Here is a 23,127-nt window from a genome sequence, read left to right as displayed (position 1 = left end):
TGAAGAGCCGCACCAAGCTCGGCTGCATGAAAGCTACACGTTAGGGCAAAAAAATCGCGCCGAGTTGTCTCAATACAGTCAGACAAAGACAAACATTGAGAAGCGCGACATATGGACCCCTCATTCTCCCACCCCCGAGCCCGGCAAACAACTCGCCCGCACCGCCCGCAAGACAACAGCCCCCTCCCCGCACCGTCTCAGCGGCCTCCGACCGACACCCCCTCGCCCTCCCGCCCGCACCGCCCCGTCCCCCCGAGCCGCCTGCCTCTGCTGCTGGCGGCGGCGCTCATCCCGCTGCTCCCGCACCCGGCCGCAGCCGAAGACTACATCGGCAACGGCAGCGTCGAACTCACCGACGGCAGCTGGGGCTCCGTCTACGGGCTCAAGAGCCAGCCGCGCAGCGGAGAAGCCGAAGCCGACACAGCCCGCGTCACCGTCAGCGGCAGCACCATCAACAACGCCCTCTACGGCGGCTACGCCGACAGCACCGACGGCGCCGCCCGAGCCGGCAGCAACAGCGTCTCCGTCACCGGACTGAGCGGCAACATCACCTCCCTCTACGGCGGCTACGCCCGCAGCAGCACGGGCAACGCCGCCGCTTCCGCCAACAGCCTGAACATGAGCGGCACCCTCACCCTGCCGCTCGACCCCCAACTTTTCGGAGGTTACGCCTACTGCCGCAACGCCGACGGCGGAAGCCTGCTGAGCACCAACAACCGCATCAGCCTGAATCTTGACCCCGGCACAACCCTGGATCTGGTCGTCGGCGGACGCAGCCGAGCCCAATCCTCAAACGGCACATCCGCAGCCGCCTACGGCAACATCATCAGCACCGGGAGCGGCAGAATCAGCACCCTCTACGGCGGTTGGGCCACCTCCGGCGGCCCGGCGGAAGCCTCCGCCAACACCCTCAACATCCGCGGAGGAGAAATCACCTTCGCCGTCGGCGGCGAAGCACACAGCTTCTCCGATGAAGCCGTCGCCGACGGCAACGTCGTCACCGTCACCGGAGGAAACGTCGGAAGCATCGTGGCCGCCTCCGCGCAAAGCGACACGGCACGAGCGAGCGCCGGCGACAACGCCGTCTATCTGAGCAACACCACCGTAGCGCACGGCGTCACCGGAGGACTCTCCACCAACACCAACGGCAACGCCGCGCTCGACCGCAACAGCGTCGTCGTAGGAGCCGGCGCCAAGGTCTTAGGCGACGTCCACGGCGGCGACGCCAACCAACAGGCCGAGCAGGAGACAGGCAACAGCAGCGCCGCCCACAACACCATCGCCGTCGTCGACGGCGGGCAGGTCGACGGAGAACTCATCGGCGGCAACCTGGCCGCAAGCGGCGACGCCTCGCACAACAACATCCTCGTCAACAACGGCCTCGTCGGCGGCGACATCATCGGCGGCCGCACCGCCGCCGGCGGCAGCGCCACCGGCAACAGCATCATCATCGGTCGGCAGGCAAGCCTGGCTCCGACCATCAATCTCCTCGGCGGCGAAGTAGGCGGGCAAGTCGTCAGCGCGCAGAGCAGCGGCAACACCCTCATCATCGACAGCTGGCAGGGCACCGTCCGTCGCGCAGCCGGCTTTGCCGCCATACACTTCGTCCTGCCGTCGCCGGGGAGCGCCGATATCGGCACCCCCATGCTGACCGTCACCAATGCCCAAACAGGCGACTTCACCGGCACCACCGTCACGGCGCAACTGCCGAGCAGCATCGCCGGAGGCAGCGCCTACATCGGCGAAACATTCGTACTCGTGCATGACGCCGCCGGAGCCATCGCCGAGGCAGAAGTCGGCGGACTCGTCAGTCTCGAACAAGGCTACACCACCCTGTACGACGGCGTCATCTACCAAGACAGCGACTCCGTCTACATCCGCATCGACGGCAAGCGCGCCAATCCCCTCGCCGGAGCCCTGACGGAAGCCCGCATCGCCGCCGCCGGACTGCTGAACCAAGGCGGTGACCTCCTCGCCGGAGCAAGCCTGTTTGCCGCAGACGCCGCGGCGCGAGCCACCAAAGGCTGGGCCCTCTTCACCACCGCCTACGGTGGCGCTGCCGACCTGACGACCGACAGCGACATCACCACACGCGGCATGTCCGGCCTCGCCGGGCTGGCGCACCTGTACAGCGCCGAAAAGACCAGCATACTCGCCGGAGCCTTCTTTGAAATGGGCTTCGCCAACATGAGCACCGCACGCAGCGTCGGCGCCCGAACCGTCTCCGGCTCCGGCGACGCCCACTACGCCGGCGGCGGCCTCTTCACCCGATGGGACGTCTCGCAGGGGCGCCTGCGCGGCCTCTACGCAGAAGCCGGCGGGCGCGTCGGCGAAGTAAGCACCGCCTGGGCCGGCGGCAACCTGCTCAACGACCTCAACATCCCCGCCTCCTACGACATCTCCACCCCCTACGGCGGCGGCCACCTCGGCCTCGGCTACCAAATCCCCCTCAGCGAAAGATGGACTCTTGACCTGAGCAGCAAGTACCTCTACCTCCATCAGTCCGGATGCCGCACCGACATCAACGGCGAGAGCATCCGCTTCGACTCCGTCCATTCAAGCCGCCTGCGCTGCGGCGCCCGCATCGTCGGCAAAGCCCTCCCGACCACCGACGTCTACCTGAGCGCCGCTTGGGAGCATGAATTCTGCGGCGAAGCCCGCGCCTACTCCCGGAGCAGCGGCATCACCATCCCCACCACGAGCATGCGCGGCAGCAGCGCCCTCATGGACCTCGGCATCAGCCTCACCCCCCGAACAGCACCCGTCATGATCGACTTCGCCATCCAAGGCGCCGCCGGCACCCGCCAAAGCATCGGCGCCCGGCTGCAACTCACGGTCGACTTCTGAAACCTCAAGCCCCGGCAAACAAGTGCCCCCAAAACAGCGAGGGCGGGAAGACGCTCCGCGCCGACCCGCCCTCGCAGCATACCCCGCCCCCGCCGCAGCCAAGCAGCAAAGCCCAATGTTCGACAAAACTAACACTAAACACCTTAACCGCCGCGAGTCGCATAACGAGCCCCGGCGGCGCCTTTTCTCGGAGAAGCTTACACTTTAGACTTGAAAAACGCCTCGCATAGTAGTTTAATGGCGGAGCACAAGAGTGGCCGGAGGTGGCCGCGGATCCCTAGTATATGAACACGACCAAATTTGTACAAGTGCCTGATGCAGCCGGGGCTGCAATGGAATACCTCAAGAATGACGCGGACGACCAGGGCGAACTGATGACCCTGAACATGGGCCCCTCGCACCCCGCGACGCACGGCGTTCTGCGACTCAAACTTGTCATTGATGGTGAAGTCATTGTATCGTGCGACCCCGTTGTCGGCTACCTGCATCGCGGCATGGAGAAAATGGCGGAGAACTGCCACTACAACCAGTACGTCGCCTACACCGACCGCTTCGACTACCTCGCGCCGATGAGCAACAACATCGCCTACGCCTGCGCCGTTGAAAAACTCCTCGGCTGGCAGCTGCCGGAGCGCGGGCAAGCCATCCGCGTCCTCTGCTGCGAACTCTCGCGCATCTCCTCCTACTTCCTGGGCGTCGGCGTCTACGCCATGGACGCCGGAGCCATGACGGCCTTCCTCTACAGCTACGAAGAAAAAGAGCGCGTCCACAACCTCTACGAACTCATCTGCGGCGCCCGCTTCACCTCCAGCTACACGCGCATCGGCGGCATGACCCGCGACCTGCCCGCCGGCATTGAAAAAACCATCCTCGAGTTCTGCGACAGCGCCGAAAAAACCGTTGAAGAACTCCGCAAACTCCTGCTGCACAACAAAATCTTCATCGACCGACTCGTCGGCGTCGGCGTCATCACGCGCGAGATGGCCCTGCAAAACGCCATGACCGGCCCGAACCTGCGCTCCAGCGGCGTCGCCCGCGACCTCCGCAAGACCAACCCCTACCTCGGCTACGAGAACTACGACTTCGACGTCCCCGTCGCGCAGGAAGGCGACTGCTACGCGCGCTTCCAGCTGCGCCTCGAAGAAATCCTGCAATCCGTGCGCATCATCCGCCAAGTCATCGCCAAGATGCCCAAGGGCCCCATCTGGGTGCAGCTCGACAAAGGCATCCTTCCCCGCAAAGAAGACGCCCTGCAAGGCATCGAAGAACTCATCCGCCAATTCATGGTCAGCACCGAATGCGTCAACGCCCCGGCGGGCCAAGTCTACTTCGCGGCGGAAAACCCGAAAGGCGAGCTGGGCTTCTTCCTCGACTCGCAGGGCGGCGGCATCGCCAACCGCCTCAAGATGCGCAGCCCCTCCTTCGGCACCCTCTCCATCCTCCCCGAACTCCTGCCGGGCCACCTCGTCAGCGACGTCGGCGCCATCCTCGGCTCTCTCGACTTCGTGCAGGGCGAATGCGACCGATGAAACAAACCGAACACCCTTCCCCAACCATGTCAGATACCCCCAACGCGATTGAAGCCCTCGCGGCACACCGCCCCTCCCCCGGCGAACAATACTTCCCGAAGTTTGACGTCACCCCCGAACTGATCAGCGAAGCGCAGCGGCTGGTTGCCCAATACCCCGAAGGCAAAGAACAATCCGCCGTCCTGCCCATCATCCACCTCTGCCAGGAGAAGTTCGGCTACATCTGCCCTGAGAGCATCCCGTGGATTGCCGAAATGTGCAAGAGCACACCCGTACACGTCTGCGGCATCGTCACCTTCTACCCGGGCATCCACACCATGTGCCCGGGCAAATACCACTTCCGCGTCTGCCGGTCCATCGCCTGCTCGCTGACGGGCGGCGAAGAACTCATCCCCTACATCTGCAAGAAAATCGGCGTCGATCCGGCCAGCATCACCGATGAAGAGCCCATGGCCGTCAGCCCCGACGGCCTGTGGAGCGTCGAGCCGGTCGAATGCCTGGCCAACTGCGGCTTCGGCCCCAACGTTCTCATCAACGACACGCTCTACTCGCAAGTCACCTATGAGAAAATCGACGAGCTCATCGCCGAGTACGCAACCAAATAACTTCTGAGCGAACCATGAGCAGCACCATCAAGTACCTCCCCGGCAAAGAACCGCATCCGCGCGAAACGCGACGCATTTTCCGCAACATCGACCGCGTCGGCTACAACCCCTCCATCGAGTGCTTCATCAAAGACGGCGGCTATGAAACCCTCGCCAAAGCCATCAAGATGGAGCCCGCCGACATCATCAGCGAAGTCAAAAAGAGCGGACTGCGCGGGCGCGGCGGCGCCGGCTTCCCGACCGGCGTGAAGTGGACCTTCATCCCCAAAGGCAACACCAAGCCCGTCTACCTCGTCTGCAACTGCGACGAATCCGAGCCCGGCACCTTCAAAGACCGCTTCATCGTCCACCAAGACCCGCACCAGCTCATCGAAGGCATGGTCATCGCCTGCTACGCCGTACAGGCCCACTTCGCCGTCATCTACATGCGCGAAGAGTTCCCGGAAGCCGCGCACACCATGCTCAAGGCCCTCAAGGAAGCCGAAGAGCACAACTTCCTCGGCAACAACATCCTCGGCAGCGGCTACGACCTCAAAATCGTCCTGCACCGAGGTGCGGGCGCCTACATCTGCGGCGAAGAAACCGGCCTCATCAACTCCATCGAAGGCGTGCGCCCCTACCCGCGCATCAAGCCCCCCTTCTTCCCGGCCGCCATCGGCCTCTACGGCTGCCCGACCATCGTCAACAACGTTGAATCCCTCTGCCAAGTGCGCCAAGTCATCATGCGCGGCGGCGAAGCCTACGCCGCGGAAGGCGCGCAGCGCTCGCCCGGCACGCGCATCATCGGCGTCTCCGGCGACGTCAAACACCCGGGATATTACGAAATCATCTCCGGCTCCATCACCTACGGCGAACTGCTCTACGAGCTCTGCGGCGGCCCGAAAGACGGCCGCAAGTTCAAAGCCATCATCCCCGGCGGCGCCTCGGCAAAAGTCATGAGCTGCAGCGAAGTCCTCAAGGGCAAAAACCCCGACGGCAGCGTGCGTCACATGAGCATCTTCGACGTCCCGATGGACCTCGACTCCATCGCGCAGTTCGGCTCCATGAGCGGCTCGGGCGGCGTCATCGTCATGGACGACTCGCGCAGCATGCCCAAAATGCTCAACGTCCTCAACCGCTTCTTCGCGTGGGAATCCTGCGGACAATGCTCCCCCTGCCGCGAAGGCAACCCGTGGATGTACAAACTCTCCACGCGCATCCTCAACGGCCAAGGCTCACCCGAAGACGTCGACCTGCTCAAATCCGTAGCGGACAACATCTGCGGGCGCACCGTCTGCGCCTTCGGTGAAGCCTGCTCGTGGCCCACGCAAGCCTTCACCGGCAAATTCCGCGAGGAATTCCTCGCGCTCACCAAACCCGTCAACGCCCTCAAGCCGCACTCAGCCGAAACGGCCGAAGCCCGCAAATTCCTGACCCGCGAAGACTAACCTTTTCACAGAATGAGCAACACACCCGTCACACTGCCGAAAGACGAGGCCGCAGCCGAAGGCAAGGTCAACGTCCAAATCAACGGCAAATGGTATCGCTTCCCGAAAGGCACGCGCATTGCCGACGCCTGCAACTCGGTCGGCGTCCACGTCCCCTGCTTCTGCTACCACCCCAAACTCTCCGTCGCGGGCTCATGCCGCATGTGCCTCGTTGAGCAAGGCATGCCCCCGCGCCTCGCGCCCGGCGCCACCCCGACCTACAACGAAGACGGCTACCAGACCATCCAGTGGATGCCGCGCGCCGTCATCGCCTGCGCCAACACCGTCGCCGAGAACATGGGCATCCGCACCGACGGCAAACTCTGCACCGAAGCGCGCCGCGGCGTCCTCGAATTCCTGCTCACCAACCACCCGCTTGACTGCCCCATCTGCGACCAAGCCGGCGAATGCAAACTGCAGGAATACACCACCGACTACGGCAGCGGCACCCACCGCTTCACCGAAAGCAAGACCAAAAAAGGCAAAAACCTCTCCGTCGGTCCGCGCGTCAACCTCGACCAAGAGCGCTGCGTCCTCTGCCGCCGCTGCGTCCGCTTCATGAAGGAAATCGTCGGCGACCCCGTCCTCGGCGTCGTCGGTCGCGGCACGCACAGCCGCATCACCTGCTACCCCGGCCGCGAGCTCGACAGCAACTACTCGATGAACGTCGTGGACCTCTGCCCCGTCGGAGCCCTGACGAGCAAAGACTTCCGCTTCAAGATGCGCGTGTGGTTCCTCAAGAGCACCCCGACCATCGACGTCAACTGCGGCACCGGCACCAACATCAACATCTGGACGCGCGAGCAGCAAGTCTACCGCATCACCCCGCGCCGCAACGACGAAGTCAACAGCTGCTGGATGCCCGACGACCACCGCCTCAACTACAAATTCATCAACAGCCCCCTGCGCCTGCAGCACCCCCTCGTCAAGACCGACGCCGGCGCCGAGCAGCGCCCCTCAACTTGGGACGCCACCCTCAACCTCATCGTCGAGCAGCTGCACAAATGCGCCCCCGCTGAAATGGCTCTCATCTTCTCGGCGCGCATGACCAACGAAGAAATCTACATGGTGCGCGCGCTGGCCCGCCAGCTCGGCATCAGCAAATACGACTTCGTCCCCCGCATGGGAGAAAGCGACGGCATGCTCATCAGCGCCGACCGCAACCCCAACAGCACCGGCGCACGCCTCATCACCGGCAAAACCGGTGCCGGCCTGCAAACCATCCGCCGGGGCGTGCGCAACGGCAGCATCCGCTCCCTGATCGTCATGGGCGAAGACGTCACCGGAGAAGCCGGCATCAGCGCCGAAGACCTGAGCAACCTCGACTACCTGCTCGTGATGGACCACAGCGAAACCCCCACCACGAAAGCCGCAGACGTCGTCCTGCCCGGCGTCACCTTCGCCGAGAAATACGGCACCATGGTCAACGTCGCCGGCCGCATCCAGCGCCTCAACAAAGCCATCGAACCGCTGGGCGAAGCCCGCGCCGACTGGGAAATCATGCGCGAACTCACCGAGCTGCTCGGCTGTGACTGCCCGCGCGTCATCGCCTGCCCCAGCCCCATGATCATCCTGGAAGAAATCGCCAGCGAAATCGAAGCCTTCAACGGCCTCACCTGGGGCAAGATCGGCAACGAAGGCATCGTCATCACCGAAACCGGCGTCACCATCCCCCTCATCGAGAGAGAGAAAGCCAAGAAGTAACCTCATCACCACCCACGACATATGATAGACTGCATCTGCAATTTCTGGAACGACCTGATGAGCAACGAGACCTGGTTCTACCTGATCACCACGCTCATCAAGCTGGTGCTCATGTTCGCGGTGATTCTCGCCTTCGTCGTTCTCTCCGTCTGGATCGAGCGACGCGTCGCCGGCTGGATTCAGGATCGCCCCGGCCCGAACCGCGCCGGCATCCCCCTCTTCCTGCTCGAGCGCTTCGGCAGCAAAGAGAAACAGCCGCTCAAGAAGGTCCTCGCCTTCTTCGGCATCCCCGAAACGAGCTGCCTTGCCAAACTGCTCACCTGGCTGCGACTCGACCGCGAAGTACCCACCTTCGGCCTCATACAGCCCTGCCTTGACGGCGGCAAACTCTTCCTCAAGCAGGAAGTCACGCCCTCGTACGTTCGCCGCGCCTACTTCATCATCGCGCCGATGCTCGTTCTGGGCCCGCCGCTGGTCTCCGCGGCCGTCATTCCCTTCGCCTCCGAAGTCAACACCTGCTACGGAGCCGTCAACATGAGCATCGCCAACCTCGGCATCGGCCCGCTGTGGATCTTCGCCATCTCCGGCCTCTCCGTCTACGGCCTGACACTCGCCGGCTGGTCCTCGAACTCGAAGTACCCCTTCCTCGGCGGCCTCCGCGCCACGGCCCAGCTCATCTCCTACGAAGTCGCCATGGGCCTCTCCATCATCCCGCTGCTCATGATGTTCAGCACCCTCAACCTGCAGGACATCGTGCAGTACCAAGCCGCGGACGGCTGGACGCTGCTGCCGCTGTGGGGCGACGGCCTCAGCCTTGAGCGCTGGGTCCTGCTCATCCCCATGCTCATCAGCTTCATCGTCTTCGTCACCTGCGTCTTCGCCGAAGCCAACCGCACCCCCTTCGACATGGCCGAATGCGAAACCGACCTCGTCGGCGGCTACCACACCGAATACTCCTCGATGAAATTCGCCTCCTTCTTCATGGGCGAATACGCCGCCATGGTCATCGGCTCCGCCCTCGTCGTCACCCTCTTCCTGGGCGGCTGGTCGATCGGCTTCGGACTCGACGAAAGCCTCGCTGCCTACAGCGAATGGCTGGCCGTCATCTGCCAGTTCATCGTCTTCCTCATCAAACTGCTGGCCTTCATCTTCTTCTTCGTGTGGGTGCGCTGGACGCTGCCGCGCTTCCGCTGGGATCAAGTCATGCGACTGGGCTGGCTGGTCTTCCTTGAAATCACCATCGCCAACATCTTCCTGACCGCAGCGATCATGTACTTCATCAAGTAACCCACCCCTTTCACCCCCATGTCATACGTACCGATCAAACGGCCCAAGTTCTCGCTGCTCGACAAACTCTACGTCGTCGAACTGGTCAAAGGACTCTGGATCACCCTCAAACACCTCGCGCTCTCCGTCGCCGGCAAGAGCCGCAACAAAAAAGCCTTCAACGGCAAAGGCGTCGGCGTCTGCATGCCCTTCCCCGAGCAGCGCTGGGACAAACACCTGCCGGAATACTACCGCGGCGCGCCCACCCTCGTGAGAGGCGAAGACGGACGCGAGCGCTGCGTCTCCTGCCAACTCTGCGAATTCATCTGCCCGTCGCGAGCCATCCGGATCACCCCCGGCGAAGTCTCCCCCGACGCCAACTGCAGCAAGCAGGAGAAAGCCCCCAAGGAGTTTGAGATCGACATGCTGCGCTGCATCTACTGCGGCATGTGCCAAGAAGCCTGCCCCGAGCAAGCCATCTTCCTCTCCAAGGAATACCTCATCACCCCGACCGATCGCAGCCAGGCCATACGCAACAAAGCCACCCTCTACAAACTGGGCGGCACGCGCAAGGGCCTCGTCAACAAGTGGAACCAATACAAATAAACCCAGCCATGGAATACGCCATCAGCAACATCCTGTTCTACATCCTCGCCCTGCTGGCCATCATCTTCGCCTGCAACGTCCTGCGATCGAGCAACCCCGTCACCTCGGCCATGAGCATGGCCGTCTGCTTCGCCTTCACGGCCGCCATCCTCTTCGGCCTCGGCGCACAGTTCCTAGGCATCGTCCAGCTGCTCGTCTACGCGGGTGCCATCCTCGTCCTCTTCCTCTTCGTCGTCATGATGCTTGACGTCAAAGCCGAAGAGCGCAAAACCTCGCGCTTCGCCACCGCGCTGACAGGCGCCGTCATCGCAGGCGTCCTCGCCGGCATGATCGCCAACCTCGCCATCAACCTGCCCGGAGCGAAGAACGGCAGCTGCCCCGTCAAAGCCCTCTGCTGCGACGAGGAAAGCGCCGCCTGCTGCATCGACCCGAAAGCCGCCGCCGCACAAGCCGAAGCGCCTGAAAACTTCGGAGGCCCGCTGGCCGTCGTCAACCCGAGCGCCTCGGACAACGACGCCACCGCCATTGCCGGCACCCTCTACACCTCCTACAACATCCAATTCGTCATCCTCTCCTTCGCCCTGCTCGCCGCCACGGTAGGCGCCGTGGCACTGGCCCGCAAGATCCGCAAAGACTAACCGACACAACACACCATGGTACCTTTAGCACATTACCTGATCTTTTCGGGCATCCTCTTTGCCATCGGCCTGGCCGGCGTCATCATCCGCCGCAACATCATCGTCATCCTGATGTGCCTTGAAATGATGCTCAGCGCCGCCAACGTCACCCTCGTCGCCTTCTCGCGAGCCCGGGGCACCGAAGGCATCCCCGTCTACGACGCGCAAGTCCTTTCCCTCTTCATCGTCGCCGTAGCAGCGGCCGAAGTCGCCATCGGGCTGGCCCTCATCGTCGCCATGTTCCGCGCACGCAAATCGGTTGAGACCACATCCCTCAACACCCTGAAAGACTAACCCCCCGGCCCACATATGATACAGAACCTCCCCTGGTTATACCTTCTGCTCCCCCTGATTGCGGCAGCGATCAACTGGCTGCTCTTCAGCAAGTGCCCGCGCACCACCGCAGCCATCTCCATCATCTCGGCCGCGGCCACCCTCGGCCTGACCATCGCCTACCTCTGCGGGTTTGAGACCGGCGAAGCCGACGTCTACACCTGGCTGCCCGTCGGCGAAGGCACCTCGCTGAGCATGGGCCTGCTGCTCGACCCGATGGCCCTGCGCATGATGCTCGTCGTCACCGGCATCGGCCTGCTCGTCCACATCTTCTCCGTGGGCTACATGAAAGGCGACCCCTCGAACAAGAGCCGCTACTTCGCCGGCCTGAGCATCTTCATGTTCAGCATGAGCTGCATCGTCCTGGCCGACAACCTCGCCATGACCTTCATCGGCTGGGAAATGGTCGGCTTCTCCTCCTACCTGCTCATCGGCCACTGGTACCACAAAGACAGCGCCGCTGACGCCGCCAAGAAAGCCTTCATCACCAACCGCGTCGGCGACTTCGGCTTCCTCATCGGCATCGTCCTCACCCTCGCCGCCTTCGGCACCCTCAAGTTCAGCGACATGAGCGGCACCGCCGCCGGCCTCACCCCGGCCCTGCTCACCGCCGTCATCCTCTGCCTCTTCTGCGGCGCCGTCGGCAAATCCGCCCAATTCCCCCTGCACGTCTGGCTGCCTGACGCCATGGAAGGCCCGACGCCCGTCTCCGCCCTCATCCATGCCGCCACCATGGTCGCCGCCGGCGTCTACATGATGGTGCGCCTGCAAGTCAGCATGGGTACCGCCGCCTTCACCGACACCGCCTGCCTCGTCATCAGCATCATCGGTGCCGCCACCGCCGTCCTTGCCGCCCTCATGGCCCTGCAGCAAGACGACATCAAGCGCGTGCTCGCCTACTCCACCCTCTCGCAACTCGGCTACATGATCATGGCCGTCGGCCTGCTCGCCGGCGAAGCCGCCATGTTCCACCTCTACACCCACGCCTGGTTCAAAGCCCTGCTCTTCCTCGGCGCCGGCGCCATCATCGTGCGCTGCCACCACGAGCAGGACATCTGGAAAATGGGCGGACTGGCCAAGAGCATGCCCACCACGAGCCTCTGCTTCCTCATGGGCACCTTCGCCCTCATCGCCATCCCCGGCTTCTCCGGCTTCTACTCCAAAGAAGCCATCCTCGACGCCGCCCTCGCCAAGAACCCCGCCTTCTTCTGGATCGGCGCCGGCGTAGCCGCCCTGACCACCTTCTACATGACGCGCCTCTGCATCGCCGCCTTCCTCGGCAAAGCCCGTGCTGAAGGCGCCCAGCACGCCACCGAAGCCGGTGCCAGCATGCTGCTGCCGCTCATCATCCTGGCCGCCATGGCCATCATCTCCGGCAACGGCGTCATCGCCGATCAACTCGTACCCTTCGGCGGCTTCAGCGCCCACGGCTTTGAAGTAGGCATGCCCTTCTACGTCAGCCTCGGCGCCCTCCTTCTGGGCCTCATCGCCGCCTTCGCCGTCTACGGCTTCGGCAAGCGCGGAAGCGACCCGCTGTCCGGCAACGCCGTCTCGACAGCCCTGCGCCGCCGACTCTACATCGACTGCTTCTACGACAAAGTCCTCATCAGCGGCATCCAGCAGAACGTCGCCCGCGTCATCGAAGCCTTTGATGAAATGATCATCCGCGGACTGCTCGCACAGGGCCTCGTCTGGATCACCAGCCGCATCGGCATGATGCTCAGCTGGATCCAAAACGGAGCGCTCAACCGCTACGCCTTCGTCACCGGCTTCGGCATCATCATCGTCATCTTCCTCATGGTCTTCATGATTAACATCTAAACCGACTTTCACACTATGCTTACCCTGATCGTTGCCGTACCCCTGACAGCAGCAGCCCTCATCGGCCTGCTCAAGACACCCGGTAAACCCACGGCCATCATCGCGGCGGCCCTCATGCTCATCCTCACCGCCTGCGCCGTCTTCGGCTGCTGCAGCAGCTGCTGCGGCACCGAATGCAGCGCAGCCAACCTCAGCCTGAACCTGCCGCTGAGCAAAATCATGCTCGTCCTCACCGCGCTCGTCACCTTCGGCGCGGCCCTCGGCCTCAAAGCCCCGAACAAAGACGCCGACCGCAGCTGGGCCATCTCCGCCCTGCTCATCTCGGCGGGAGCCGCCGGCGCCTTCATGTCCGACAGCCTCATCTCCTTCTACGCCTTCCACGAACTGGCCCTCATCCCGACCTTCGTCATGATCGGCTACTACGGTCGCGGTGACCGCCGCACCATCGCGTGGACGACCACCATCTACCTCGGACTGGCCAGCATGGTTCTGCTCGCCGGCATCCTGATGCTCTGCATCAGCCTGCAAGCCTGGACCTTCAGCGGCATACGCGCCGCCGTCGAAACCCTCGCCCTCGGCGGCCTTGCCAACTTCAGCGGCGCCTACCTGAGCGCCGTCGGCCTCATCCTCATCATCGGCTTCGGCACCCTCGTCTCCCTCTTCCCCTTCCACACCTGGGCTGCCCCCGCCTACGCCAGCGCACCGACCCCCGTTGCCATGATGCACGCCGGCGTCCTCAAAAAGTTCGGCCTCTACGGCCTCTTCACCCTCGTCTGGGCTCTCGGTCCGGTCAGCGACGCCTACTTCGGCGACTGGATGAACCTGCTGCTCGTCCTGCTGCTGGGCAACATCCTGTGGGTCGGCTACGTCACCGTCTCGCGCACGCGCCTCGACGACATGCTCGGTAACTCCTCCGTCATGCACATGGGCTACCTCTTCCTCGCCCTCGTCGTCTTCATCAACAGCGGCGCGCGCAGCGAACTCGCCTTCAACGGAGCCGCCCTCCTCATGCTCGCCCACGGCCTGAGCATCGCCATGCTCTTCCTGCTCACCGGGCAAATCGAAAGCCAGACCCGCACCCTCGAACTCGACTCCATGGGCGGCCTCGCGCAGAAACTGCCCAAACTCGGCTTCCTCTTCGGCCTGGCCGGCCTCGCCTCCATCGGCCTGCCCCTGCTGGCCAACTTCCCGGGCGAGTTCACCATCTTCGTCTCCTGCTTTGACGGCTGGCAGCCCGGCAGCAACGCCGTCGAAGGCGGCGTACTGGGCAGCATCGCCTCGTGGTTCGGCGGCCTCGGCCCCGTGCAGCTCACCCTCATCTTCGCCCTGTGGGGTCTGGTCATCAGCGCCATCTACATGCTGCGAGCCTTCCGCCGCATCTTCACCGGCGACGTACGCCTCGCCTCCGAGCGAGCCACGAAACTGAGCTGCAGCGACATCCTCTCGGCCTCCTTCCTGGCCCTCTTCATCGTCCTCTTCGGCGTCTTCCCCTGCGTCTACCTCATCTGATATCAACACACCGATACCCTCACAACCATGACCGAACAAATCACATCGATGTACAGCTGGTGGGAGTTTGCCCCCTCCATCGCACTGGTGGCCCTCGCCATCATCCTGCTGATGGCTGACACCTTCCTGCCGAAGTTCCCGAAGCGCGCCTACGCCGTTGCAGGCGCCGTGGGCTGCTTCTGTGCCGCCTACGCCTGCTGGGTACAGGCCAGCGGCCAATACGGCGTGAGCGCCCTACACACTTGGCTGCCCGTTCTGCCGCTCATCGCCTGCCTCGGCTGCATAGCCACCGGCATCTGCCTGCTGCTCAACATCGACTACCACCGCATCACCTGTGAATCCGTCAACGGCGGACAAAGCGAAGAAGGCGCCGGCGAATTCAGCATCCTGCCCCTCATCGCCGCCGCCGGCATCTGTGCCCTCTGCAACGCGCGGGACATCGTCATGCTCTTCGTCGGCCTTGAAACCGTCACCCTGAGCTCCTACGTCCTCGTCGGCTACTACCGCCGCAACCAAGGCTCGATCGAAGCCGGCATCAAATACCTCATCCTCGGTGCCCTGAGCACCGGCCTGCTCGTCTTCGGTGCGGCGTGGTACTTCGGCATGACCGGCAGCCTCTCCATCGACATCAACAGCTACCTCAACGCCCTGAGCGGCGGCCCCACGCAAGCCCCCATCATCTACAGCGGCTTCATTGCAGCCCTCTGCTTCATGCTTGCGGCCGGCCTCTTCAAGATCGGCGGTGCACCCCTGCACACCTGGATCCCCGACGTGTATCAGGGCGCCCCGACCCCCGTCTCCGCCTTCCTCGGCGTCGCCTCGAAGGCGGCGGGCTTCGCCTTCCTCCTCATCATCCTGCAACCGCTCAGCGACATCGCTGCCCTGCGGAGCACCCCTGAAATCACCACCTACCCGGGCGGCATCGCCTTCGGCCTCGCCATCGTCGCCATCGCCACCCTGCTCATCGGCAACCTCGGAGCCATCCCGCAGCGCAACGCCAAACGCCTGCTCGGCTACTCCTCCATCGGTCAGGCCGGCTTCATCCTCGCCTTCTTCCAGGGCGGCAACTGCTCGGACTGCGGCGTCCTGTTCTACCTCGCCGCCTACGGCCTCGCGACCCTGCCCGCCTTCTGCGCCATCGCCCTCGTCCGCAGCCAGCGCGGCAGTGAAGAAATCTCTGCCTTCCGCGGCCTTGCGCGCACCAACCCGCGCCTCGCCTTCCTCATCACCGTCTGCTTCGCCTCGCTGGCAGGTGTTCCGCTGACCTTCGGCTTCCTCGCCAAACTGAGCGCCATCTTCTTCATCTGCGAGCCCCAGTCGGCCATCATCGCCGACTGGCTGAACTGGACCCTGCTCGGCGTCATGATCGTCTGCGCCGCCGCCGGCTTCTACTACTACTTCAAGATCATCCGCGCGATGTACTGGGAAAAGCCGCTGCCCGGCGACGAAGCCCTGAAGCTGCCCGTCGTCACCGGCTTCATCATCACCCTCTGCGCCGTGGCCCTGCTCATCATCGGCACCCTGCCCGTCTTCAACGCCAGACTCTTCATCTGACGAACGGGCGAGCTCATCACCCCATCACAACGCCCTGCCGCCCAACGCGGCAGGGCGTTTTCGCATCCTGAACCCCGCGGTCTTCAAACACAGCAACAGCCGCCAAGCCACCCGAGCGAGCCCCTACAACGGCTCATCATCCAAAAGCACAGAGAGAGGGAAGCGCCAAAGCGCCTCCCTCTCTCCCTGTTGATCGTACCGGCTGTGGGACTCGAACCCACACTCCGAAGAACTCGATTTTGAGTCGAGCGCGTCTACCAATTCCGCCAAGCCGGCGGTACGCAGACAACGGGCGTATTAAACACCAAAATCGGCAAGCTGTCAAGCACAAAGCATCACAAATCATCCCATCTCGCCCCGGCACAGCATCCGAAGAGCGGATGAGACCACAGACGCCGCGCCAGAGACCCCGGCGAACTCAAACCGAGCAAAAATCGCCGCCGCTGCCCCTCGCGGGCGAAATCAGGCAGCGACGCCGCCTCCGGAAGAGGCGGCGACGGCGGCAGCGGCGGCAACACAAGCGCCCGCCCGTCACTCAAACAACCCTCACAGCGAGCGCAGGGCGCCGGAAGCGACCTCCCCGTAAAATACAACTCGAGCGCCTCATTGATACAGCCCCCCGAACCCAGCATCTCCAGCAGCGCCTCCAAGCGAGCCAAATCCCCCGCGCGACGGCGCTCGTAGGCCGCCTGCAACTCGCGAGCCACCTCGCGTGCATCAGCCGCACCCGCCGCGCGAAGACAAAGCGCACGGCGGCGAAAACTCAGCCGCCACTCACCCGCCGCCTCGCACTCCCGCAACTGCTCCATCGCCTCGGCAAACGAACAGCCCCAAGCCAAAGCCGCCTCCTCCACCTCAGCCTCGCGATGTGCGTCAAGCCAGCGCAAACGCGACGCCTCAGCCTCCTCGCGGCCGTCCAGAACAAGCTCCAGCGGAAAAAGCGGCTGCACCTTGTAAAAACAAAAGCCCTGCGCCTCCACCTGCACCGCCCCCGCCTCCGTCAAACGCGCCAGTGCACGCAGCGGCACATCCTCCGGCACATCGCAACTCACCCCCAGCTCCCAGAGCGACACCACGCGGCGCCCGGCCGGCAGCAGCCAGCGCACCGCGCGCAGCACCCCCTCCTCATCCGGCAGCGCCGCCTCCAAGCGATTGCGCGCATCGCGCACATCCGCCCCCTCCAGCAAAACAAGCGACAAAGCCGGCGCACCGTCGCGCCCCGCGCGCCCCGACTCCTGCACATAAGCCTCGGGCGACGACGGCACATTCACATGCAGCACCGTCCGCACATCAGGCTTATCGACCCCCATCCCGAAAGCAACCGTCGCCACCAGAACCGGCAAGCGATTGTGCAAAAAAGCATCCTGGAGCGCCTCGCGCTGCTCCGCAGGCAGCCCCGCGTGATAACACGCCGCGCGAAGCCCCCTCCCGGCGAGAGCCGCCGCAAGCTCCTCCGCCCCCTTGCGCGTACGCGCATACACCACCGCCGGCAACCGCCCGGGCTCCGCAAGCAACTCCGCCGCCCGCCGCTGCGCCGCGTCCGCAGACCCCGCGAGCTCGACGCGCCGCGTAATATTCTCGCGAAAGGGCGACAAAGCCACCACATCCTGCGGCAGCACCCCGAAGGCCGAGCACAAATCCTGCCGCACGCGCAAAGTCGCCGTCGCCGTCAGCGCCAGCACCGAGCGAAACCCGAACCTGCGCCACCACGTCGGCAAGCGCAAATAATCCGGGCGAAAACTATGGCCCCACTCCGACACACAATGCGCCTCATCCACCACGAAAAGCCCAAGCGGCAGCCCCCGCAGCGCAGCGCCCAAATCCTCCGCCTCCAGCGACTCCGGAGCCGCGAAAAGCAAACGCAAGCCCCCCTCGCGCACGCGCCTCAGCACCTGCAAACGCTCATCGGGAGACAGCGTCGAATCAAAGCGCGCGCACGGCACCCCCACCTCCTCCAGCGCACGCACCTGATCGCGCATCAGCGCCAACAGCGGAGACACCACCAGCGAAACCCGCCCCAGCAGCACCGCCGCCGCCTGATAACAAAAACTCTTCCCATAACCCGTCGGCAGCACCCCGAGAGCCGACACCCCCGCCACCGCGCGGCGAATCAACTCCCCCTGCCCCGGCCGCAGCTTCGCCTTACCGAAGCGTTGCATCACCGCTTGCAACTCCTCCGCAAAAGACGCGGGCAAACACAGAGAATCGGAAACAGACATCAGCAGCGCCATTATGCCGCGCCGCCGCCGACAAATCAAGCCGAAGCCGCGGCAGCACCCCGATCCGCTTACGCGGTCCATTCCGAGAGCAGCGTCCGCCACCGAGCCCGACACCATCCCGGCCCCGAGAACGCGGCAGCGCACCGCCGACGGAACAGGCGGACAAAAAGGCGAAAACACAAGGGGGAAGCCCTTTCAGGCTTCCCCCGGCTAAGTTGTTATGAAGCGGATGGGGTGGGATTCAATACATTGAAAAATCAATGACTTACAAGCTTGCGTCTAGCGAAATGTCTAGCATGCCCTCTCCAAAAGCCCTTTTTGAGCCCTGCGCTTCACAGCGCTAAACTTTCCTTTACTATCTTCGCAAAAGAGGGTCATTTTCTTTAGCCTTGTTGAACAGCCTCGTCATTCCTGCCGCAGATTATACCCCCTCTGCCCTCAGAAAGCAAGCTTCCCGGCGGGGCTATGCGTATAATACGCTTGTTCTTTTGATGCAACTATACAACCTCTGCCAAAAGCTCTTGACAGTCATATATTTGTGCTGTTGTATGCCCTTTGCAACCGGATACAACCCAGAGCAACTCTGCGCAACTCAGAGAGCTGCCGCAAGCGCCACATAGCCAGCCATAGGAGAGGGAGAGAAGCAAGAGCGCCGGCCTCCTTCCCATCGGAGCGCCGGCGCTTGCAGTGTCATTCTGCTGCTTCATCACCGTTCAAGATGTACTCAATCGGTATGAGGAGGCAATCGGTTGTAGTCACCCTCCCGCTGATTGATTGCTTGCATGGTAGGCACGTCACCCCCGGTGCTTGTAAGAGCGTCTTTTTGAGCCCGTTTCTACCGCAGAGACAGGAGCTGTCTCTCAGCCTCTCCTTCAGTAGAGTGTTTGCGGGATGAATTTTCAGCAGCTGTTTGCCCTCAAGTTCCGGGTGCTTCTTGCTCTTTTTGCCGTCCTCAAGATAGGTCATGTTGAGCGTCCCAAGCTCCCTCTCCGCTTGTTCCCTTGCTTCACTTCCCTTTGCTCCGCTCTTGATGCACGTTTCCAAGGCCTGCCTCACCGTGGTTCTGCCAAGGGTAGGAATGTCCCCCAAAGCTCGCAGCGCCAGCAAGGCTTCATTTTCGCTCTCCAGCTCCTGCCCGATTCCCTGAGCTATCCCCACCGCGTGCTCTCGGAACTCAGGTGACAGAGGCTCATCGTGCAGAAGATGCCACTCGCCGGCCATGAACTCACCGAGCATCTGTGCCGTGCGTCCGTTGACGCCGGCCTCCTCGATGCAGGAAGCCAGCTTGCCGGCGTCGTCCTTGATGAAAGGCGCTTTGCTGAGCACCCGCGCCAGCAGCCTTTCCGTATAGTCTTTGCTTGTCACCTTGTCGCGAGCTCTCAGAAAGCTCTTCCTCATGGTCGCGAGCTTCTCCCCGGGAGAAAGCTTTTCAATGTCCAGCACCAGAAAGCGGCTCATGTCAGAATCCTCATTCAGAGAGTTGCGTATAGCAAAGAAGAGGAAGCAGGAGGTAATGATGAAGTTTTCCACCTCTCCGCTGCCGTCCATCTGTGTTTTGCTGATAGCCTCTCCATAAGAGGCGCTGCGTGCAAGCTCCAAGATGTGAGCAATGTTTGCCTTACTGCGCTTCTCACCGTTTGCCTCCATCTCGTCCATGACCACGGGACGGGAGGACTTACGCAGAGCGCGCCGCACGGCCGCTTCTGTGGTATTAGCGCCCCCCATGACAAGAGCGAGCCCGCCGCGTCCGTTGCTCTCTATGCTCCCGCCGAGCAGAGAACAAACGGCATTCTTGAGCTCCGTTTTCCCGCTTCCGGCCGGCGCATTGACCCAGATATGAGGACGAAAAGGCAGAAAGGCTCCCAGTATAGCGCACACTGTCCACCCCGTCAGCACTTCCGCAGCATAGGCCTGCTTCCACGGGCGAGCCGAAAAAAGCTCCATGACCGCTCGCGCCTCTTCTGCACTCATCGGCTCCATAGCAGGGCAGGGAAGAGGGTCGCCTTTGTCGTAGATACGGTACTCCCCGGAAGTGCCCTTGAGCACGTTCGGAGACTGCGCCAGCTCTCCTCCTTCAGAGACTCGCCAACAGGAAGTGCCGGCGTTGTACATGAGGCCGTTCTGCTCAGGCCACGCGCCCAGCGCCCGCACGCTCTCAGGGTTGTACACCTTGCCGCCGCTTCGGTCAAGCAGGTAGTTACCGATTAGCGAGAGCAGAGCGTTCTCAGAAAGGTTCCGTACATCCTTCTCCGGAAAAAGCCATGAGGCCAGAATCTCCGGTTTCTCAAACTGCCGTATGTCTTTGCCCTTGTGTTGCCCGGCTTTCAGCTTGTATATCTTGCCGTTCTTGACGCCGTAGTATACGTAGAGCTCTCCCTGAGTGCCCATGACAAGCAAGGGAGGCAGGTTGGAGAGAGCACCCTGTGCTTCCGCCTCTGCCTTGTCCTGCATTGCTTGCGCATGATAGTCTCTCAGAATGTCTGCTGATGTCTTTTCTTTGTGTTCTGATATGCTGTACATATTCAGGTTATATCGGTTTGCAGTTTCTCAAAATGTCATTCACCAGCGCGCAAGGCTCCTCAGGGTTATACTGTTCTCGCGCGTCCTTAAAGCCCTGCTGAGGGCTCCATACCTTCACGGTTCGCACGCCGGCATCGTGTAGCAGGGTCGCAACGCGCCGGGCTCCCTCCTGCCCCGGAATGTCCGCATCTGCCAGAATGATAACGGCCTTCCCCCGAAAGCATACCGCCCACTCCGCTTTGAAAGCCCTGCATCCAGGACTTGCCACCACGGCCGGGAAGTAATTCCCCGGCAGATACTCGCTCGTATCGTCAAGCCCTGTTTGATGTGCCTCCATCAGGGCAGCAACTGAGCAATCTACCGCCAGCTTGTCACTCTCCCCTTCTGTGATAATCGCCGTATCATGGTACTTCAGAGCCCCGGCGCCCCACAGGGAAGCACCAGCCCCCTTGATGCATGCCCGAAACTTCCCGCCCGGCTTGCCGGCATCCAACATGCCGGCTTCAATCCAGCGCCCGCCGCTTATGAGTTCAGCCGGCGCTTTGCCCTGCTTAGGAGCTCGCACCTTGACCGCCTGCACCTTCAGCTCTCCCGAGCTTTCATCACGGCCGGCGGAAATGAACAGCAACTGCCCGCGCGGTGTCAGCCCGCACAAGCCATAGTCTGCCAGCTCTACAGCGTCCAGATGCCAGAGAAAGGCGCGTGAAGGCAGCCTCAAGTCAGAAGCATAGGCGGCCATGCGCTCAGGGTTTCTCCGTGCCCTCTCCACAGCCTCCAGAATCAAGGCTCTGAGCTGTTCCGGCGTGCCGGCGCCTACCTCTTCACCACAGGCTCTGAGGCGCTCTTCAGAGCCCCCTGAAGCGCAGGCTTGCGCGGCATGATGCAGAGCTTGCTTGTTCGTTTCAGAGCTCCCCTTAGAAGGAAGCTTCGCTGCTCTCTGCCGCCTCTTCGCCCTTGCTTGCCGTGGACTCAGGTGGTAGCCTGTCTCAGCTGCGATGTGCTCCATGAGCTCGTCAAGGTGTCCCGGCGTGTTGGGAATGCCGGTGCAAGCGCCCGCCAGTTCAAGCAGGTTCACCGAGATTTTTCCGCATGCCCAGCATGTTGCGCGGCCTTCCCCTTTGTACTCCCGGATTTCCACCTTGAGCGTCTCCCTGTGAGAGCCCCAAGGGCAAGCGCAGCGCCAGCCCTTCCCCACCGCGCGGCCGGAAAGTTGCCTTTCAGCATAGCAGCGCATGGAATCGAAGCTTTTCAGGGCTGCAAGGTCTGCGGTGCTGTAGTTCACTGAACCCTCCTTTCATCACCCATCTTGCGCTTCATGTATGAACGCGCCCAGCTCGGAACCTCAATCTTAACTACACCCTTCCACTTCTCGCGCCATGCGAATAGAGCCAAGGATTCAACTCGCTCTGCCGCTTGCTCAGGGTTTGCCAGAACCTCCACCGGGACGCCCCGCGCCTCTATTGCCGAGAGAGAGCCGGCGATGCTCTCCAGCGTCACCCTGCGCCGCTGCAAAAGAAAGTGCAGCTCTGAAGCCGTGCCCACTATCAGCAGGAGGCGCAACCGATAAGCAAGCATGCGTTGGATTTCTCGCAAGAAGCGAGCCCTCTCATGAGTGAGGCTGTTGAGAAGGTCAGGAAGGCTTTTGCGCTCGATGCACACTTCTTCAGTCAGTGACTGTAGGGAATAATCACCTGTGTCAAGCGTTGCTCTTGAGCTTCTGAGATGCCGGAAGCACAAAGGCGCCTGCTCGCGAGTGTCGCAAAGCAGAATCGGCTCACTGATGTGAATCTTCTCGCTCATACCTTCGTCCCCTCCTTAGGTTTTTTCTGCTTCCCGCTCTTCTTCTTTAAGAGAAGCTGTTCGGCTTCCGTGGTGAGAAAAGCCTCTACGTCCTGCACGTTGTAGCGGAAGCGCCCCGGTTTTCCGATGAAGCGCACCTTGTGCTCCTCCAAAGGCTTTTGCAGCTTCCTACTCATCGTCACATGATTCAGCCCAAAGTATTCAGCCAGCTGCTTCACATTCATCCAACGCGCCTTGCCTCCGCTCTCTCTGTTCTCCGCAGCTTCCGTTACCAGCTTGCACATATAGTCAAGCGCAACGAAAAACAAACCGGGAGTGACAAAGTGCTCTGCCATGTGCGGCTCCATGAGTTTCTTCAGCTCATCGCCGGCCTCGTATTCAGTATTCATTTTTTCTTTCTCTCTTTATCGTGTTTCTTGCCTTCTCGAAGCCACTTCTCAATCTCGTCCAGATTGAAGCGCGCCTTCGCGTGCTTTGCCTCCATCGCGACATTTAACAGGACGCAAGGAGCACCTCCCTGACGCCAGCGCCGCACCGTCTCAGGATGCACCTGAAAGACGCTTGCAAGCTCCGCTGCCGTCAGCCAGCGTTGTTTGTTTAAGTTGGATAACATTGTTTTAATCGATTTGTGCGTAGTTTATATTTGTTTTCACGGGGATAAATATAACGGT

Annotated in this window: 18 protein-coding genes and 1 tRNA gene; 12 read left to right on the top strand and 7 right to left on the bottom strand. The window is 62.4% G+C overall.

Annotated features, from left to right (window positions below; all coding sequences use genetic code 11):
- The first annotated feature begins 111 nt into the window (after window positions 1-111).
- The 12 genes from AC6UAL_RS04350 (at window position 112) to AC6UAL_RS04295 (ending at window position 15,917) form a co-directional block, all read left to right on the top strand.
- Complete coding sequence (locus AC6UAL_RS04350) at window positions 112-2,847, top strand: autotransporter outer membrane beta-barrel domain-containing protein (protein ID WP_500682145.1); 2,736 nt, start codon at window positions 112-114, stop codon at window positions 2,845-2,847.
- A 284-nt stretch (window positions 2,848-3,131) separates the two neighbouring features.
- Window positions 3,132-4,376, top strand: coding sequence for an NADH dehydrogenase (quinone) subunit D (gene nuoD, locus AC6UAL_RS04345; RefSeq protein ID WP_500682144.1), 1,245 nt, complete (start codon window positions 3,132-3,134; stop codon window positions 4,374-4,376).
- A gap of 26 nt (window positions 4,377-4,402) precedes the next feature.
- Window positions 4,403-4,981, top strand: coding sequence for an NADH-quinone oxidoreductase subunit NuoE family protein (locus AC6UAL_RS04340; protein WP_500682143.1), 579 nt, complete (start codon window positions 4,403-4,405; stop codon window positions 4,979-4,981).
- A gap of 14 nt (window positions 4,982-4,995) precedes the next feature.
- Window positions 4,996-6,408, top strand: a complete 1,413-nt coding sequence (nuoF, locus tag AC6UAL_RS04335) for an NADH-quinone oxidoreductase subunit NuoF (RefSeq protein ID WP_500682142.1) — start codon at window positions 4,996-4,998, stop codon at window positions 6,406-6,408.
- Window positions 6,409-6,420: 12 nt separating this feature from the next.
- Complete coding sequence (locus tag AC6UAL_RS04330) at window positions 6,421-8,151, top strand: NADH-quinone oxidoreductase subunit G (RefSeq protein ID WP_500682141.1); 1,731 nt, start codon at window positions 6,421-6,423, stop codon at window positions 8,149-8,151.
- Window positions 8,152-8,172: 21 nt separating this feature from the next.
- On the top strand, window positions 8,173-9,438 hold the full coding sequence (locus AC6UAL_RS04325) for a complex I subunit 1/NuoH family protein (protein ID WP_500682140.1): 1,266 nt from the start codon (window positions 8,173-8,175) through the stop codon (window positions 9,436-9,438).
- An 18-nt stretch (window positions 9,439-9,456) separates the two neighbouring features.
- Complete coding sequence (locus AC6UAL_RS04320; RefSeq protein ID WP_500682139.1) at window positions 9,457-10,023, top strand: 4Fe-4S binding protein; 567 nt, start codon at window positions 9,457-9,459, stop codon at window positions 10,021-10,023.
- An 8-nt stretch (window positions 10,024-10,031) separates the two neighbouring features.
- Window positions 10,032-10,661 (top strand): NADH-quinone oxidoreductase subunit J family protein, encoded by a 630-nt coding sequence (locus AC6UAL_RS04315; RefSeq protein WP_500682138.1) that lies wholly within the window; start codon window positions 10,032-10,034, stop codon window positions 10,659-10,661.
- A gap of 15 nt (window positions 10,662-10,676) precedes the next feature.
- Window positions 10,677-10,994: an NADH-quinone oxidoreductase subunit NuoK gene (gene nuoK / locus AC6UAL_RS04310; RefSeq protein WP_500682137.1), complete on the top strand. Its 318-nt coding sequence runs from the start codon at window positions 10,677-10,679 to the stop codon at window positions 10,992-10,994.
- A 15-nt stretch (window positions 10,995-11,009) separates the two neighbouring features.
- Window positions 11,010-12,854, top strand: a complete 1,845-nt coding sequence (gene nuoL / locus AC6UAL_RS04305; RefSeq protein ID WP_500682136.1) for an NADH-quinone oxidoreductase subunit L — start codon at window positions 11,010-11,012, stop codon at window positions 12,852-12,854.
- Between the two features lie 15 nt (window positions 12,855-12,869).
- Window positions 12,870-14,363 carry a complex I subunit 4 family protein gene (locus AC6UAL_RS04300; protein ID WP_500682135.1) on the top strand — a complete coding sequence of 498 codons (1,494 nt, stop codon included), beginning with the start codon at window positions 12,870-12,872 and terminating at the stop codon, window positions 14,361-14,363.
- A gap of 27 nt (window positions 14,364-14,390) precedes the next feature.
- Entirely contained in the window at window positions 14,391-15,917 is a 1,527-nt protein-coding gene (locus AC6UAL_RS04295; RefSeq protein ID WP_500682134.1) for an NADH-quinone oxidoreductase subunit N, read from the top strand.
- Between the two features lie 196 nt (window positions 15,918-16,113).
- On the opposite strand, the gene AC6UAL_RS04290 is transcribed toward AC6UAL_RS04295, so the two are convergent.
- From AC6UAL_RS04290 to AC6UAL_RS04260, 7 genes are all read right to left on the bottom strand, one after another.
- Window positions 16,114-16,193: transfer RNA gene (locus AC6UAL_RS04290), tRNA-Leu, on the bottom strand.
- Window positions 16,194-16,252: 59 nt separating this feature from the next.
- The gene (locus AC6UAL_RS04285) at window positions 16,253-18,136 is read right to left on the bottom strand and encodes a RecQ family ATP-dependent DNA helicase (protein ID WP_500682133.1); all 1,884 of its coding nucleotides are present in this window, start codon (window positions 18,134-18,136) and stop codon (window positions 16,253-16,255) included.
- A gap of 690 nt (window positions 18,137-18,826) precedes the next feature.
- A complete protein-coding gene (locus AC6UAL_RS04280; RefSeq protein WP_500682132.1) occupies window positions 18,827-20,656 on the bottom strand; it encodes a hypothetical protein in 1,830 nt (609 codons plus the stop codon).
- A gap of 7 nt (window positions 20,657-20,663) precedes the next feature.
- Window positions 20,664-21,938 (bottom strand): toprim domain-containing protein, encoded by a 1,275-nt coding sequence (locus AC6UAL_RS04275; protein WP_500682131.1) that lies wholly within the window; start codon window positions 21,936-21,938, stop codon window positions 20,664-20,666.
- Entirely contained in the window at window positions 21,935-22,456 is a 522-nt protein-coding gene (locus tag AC6UAL_RS04270) for an ERCC4 domain-containing protein (protein ID WP_500682130.1), read from the bottom strand. Before AC6UAL_RS04270 ends, AC6UAL_RS04275 begins: the two co-directional genes overlap by 4 nt.
- A complete protein-coding gene (locus AC6UAL_RS04265; RefSeq protein WP_500682129.1) occupies window positions 22,453-22,845 on the bottom strand; it encodes a helix-turn-helix domain-containing protein in 393 nt (130 codons plus the stop codon). The genes AC6UAL_RS04270 and AC6UAL_RS04265 overlap by 4 nt, the downstream gene beginning before the upstream one ends.
- Window positions 22,842-23,069, bottom strand: a complete 228-nt coding sequence (locus tag AC6UAL_RS04260) for a helix-turn-helix domain-containing protein (protein WP_500682128.1) — start codon at window positions 23,067-23,069, stop codon at window positions 22,842-22,844. The genes AC6UAL_RS04265 and AC6UAL_RS04260 overlap by 4 nt, the downstream gene beginning before the upstream one ends.
- Between the last annotated feature and the right edge of the window lie 58 nt (window positions 23,070-23,127).

Source organism: Candidatus Parakkermansia intestinigallinarum, from assembly GCF_944389695.1.
In the GTDB taxonomy this organism is placed as follows: domain Bacteria; phylum Verrucomicrobiota; class Verrucomicrobiia; order Verrucomicrobiales; family Akkermansiaceae; genus Akkermansia; species Akkermansia intestinigallinarum.
This window is presented reverse-complemented; position numbering and strand designations above follow the sequence as displayed.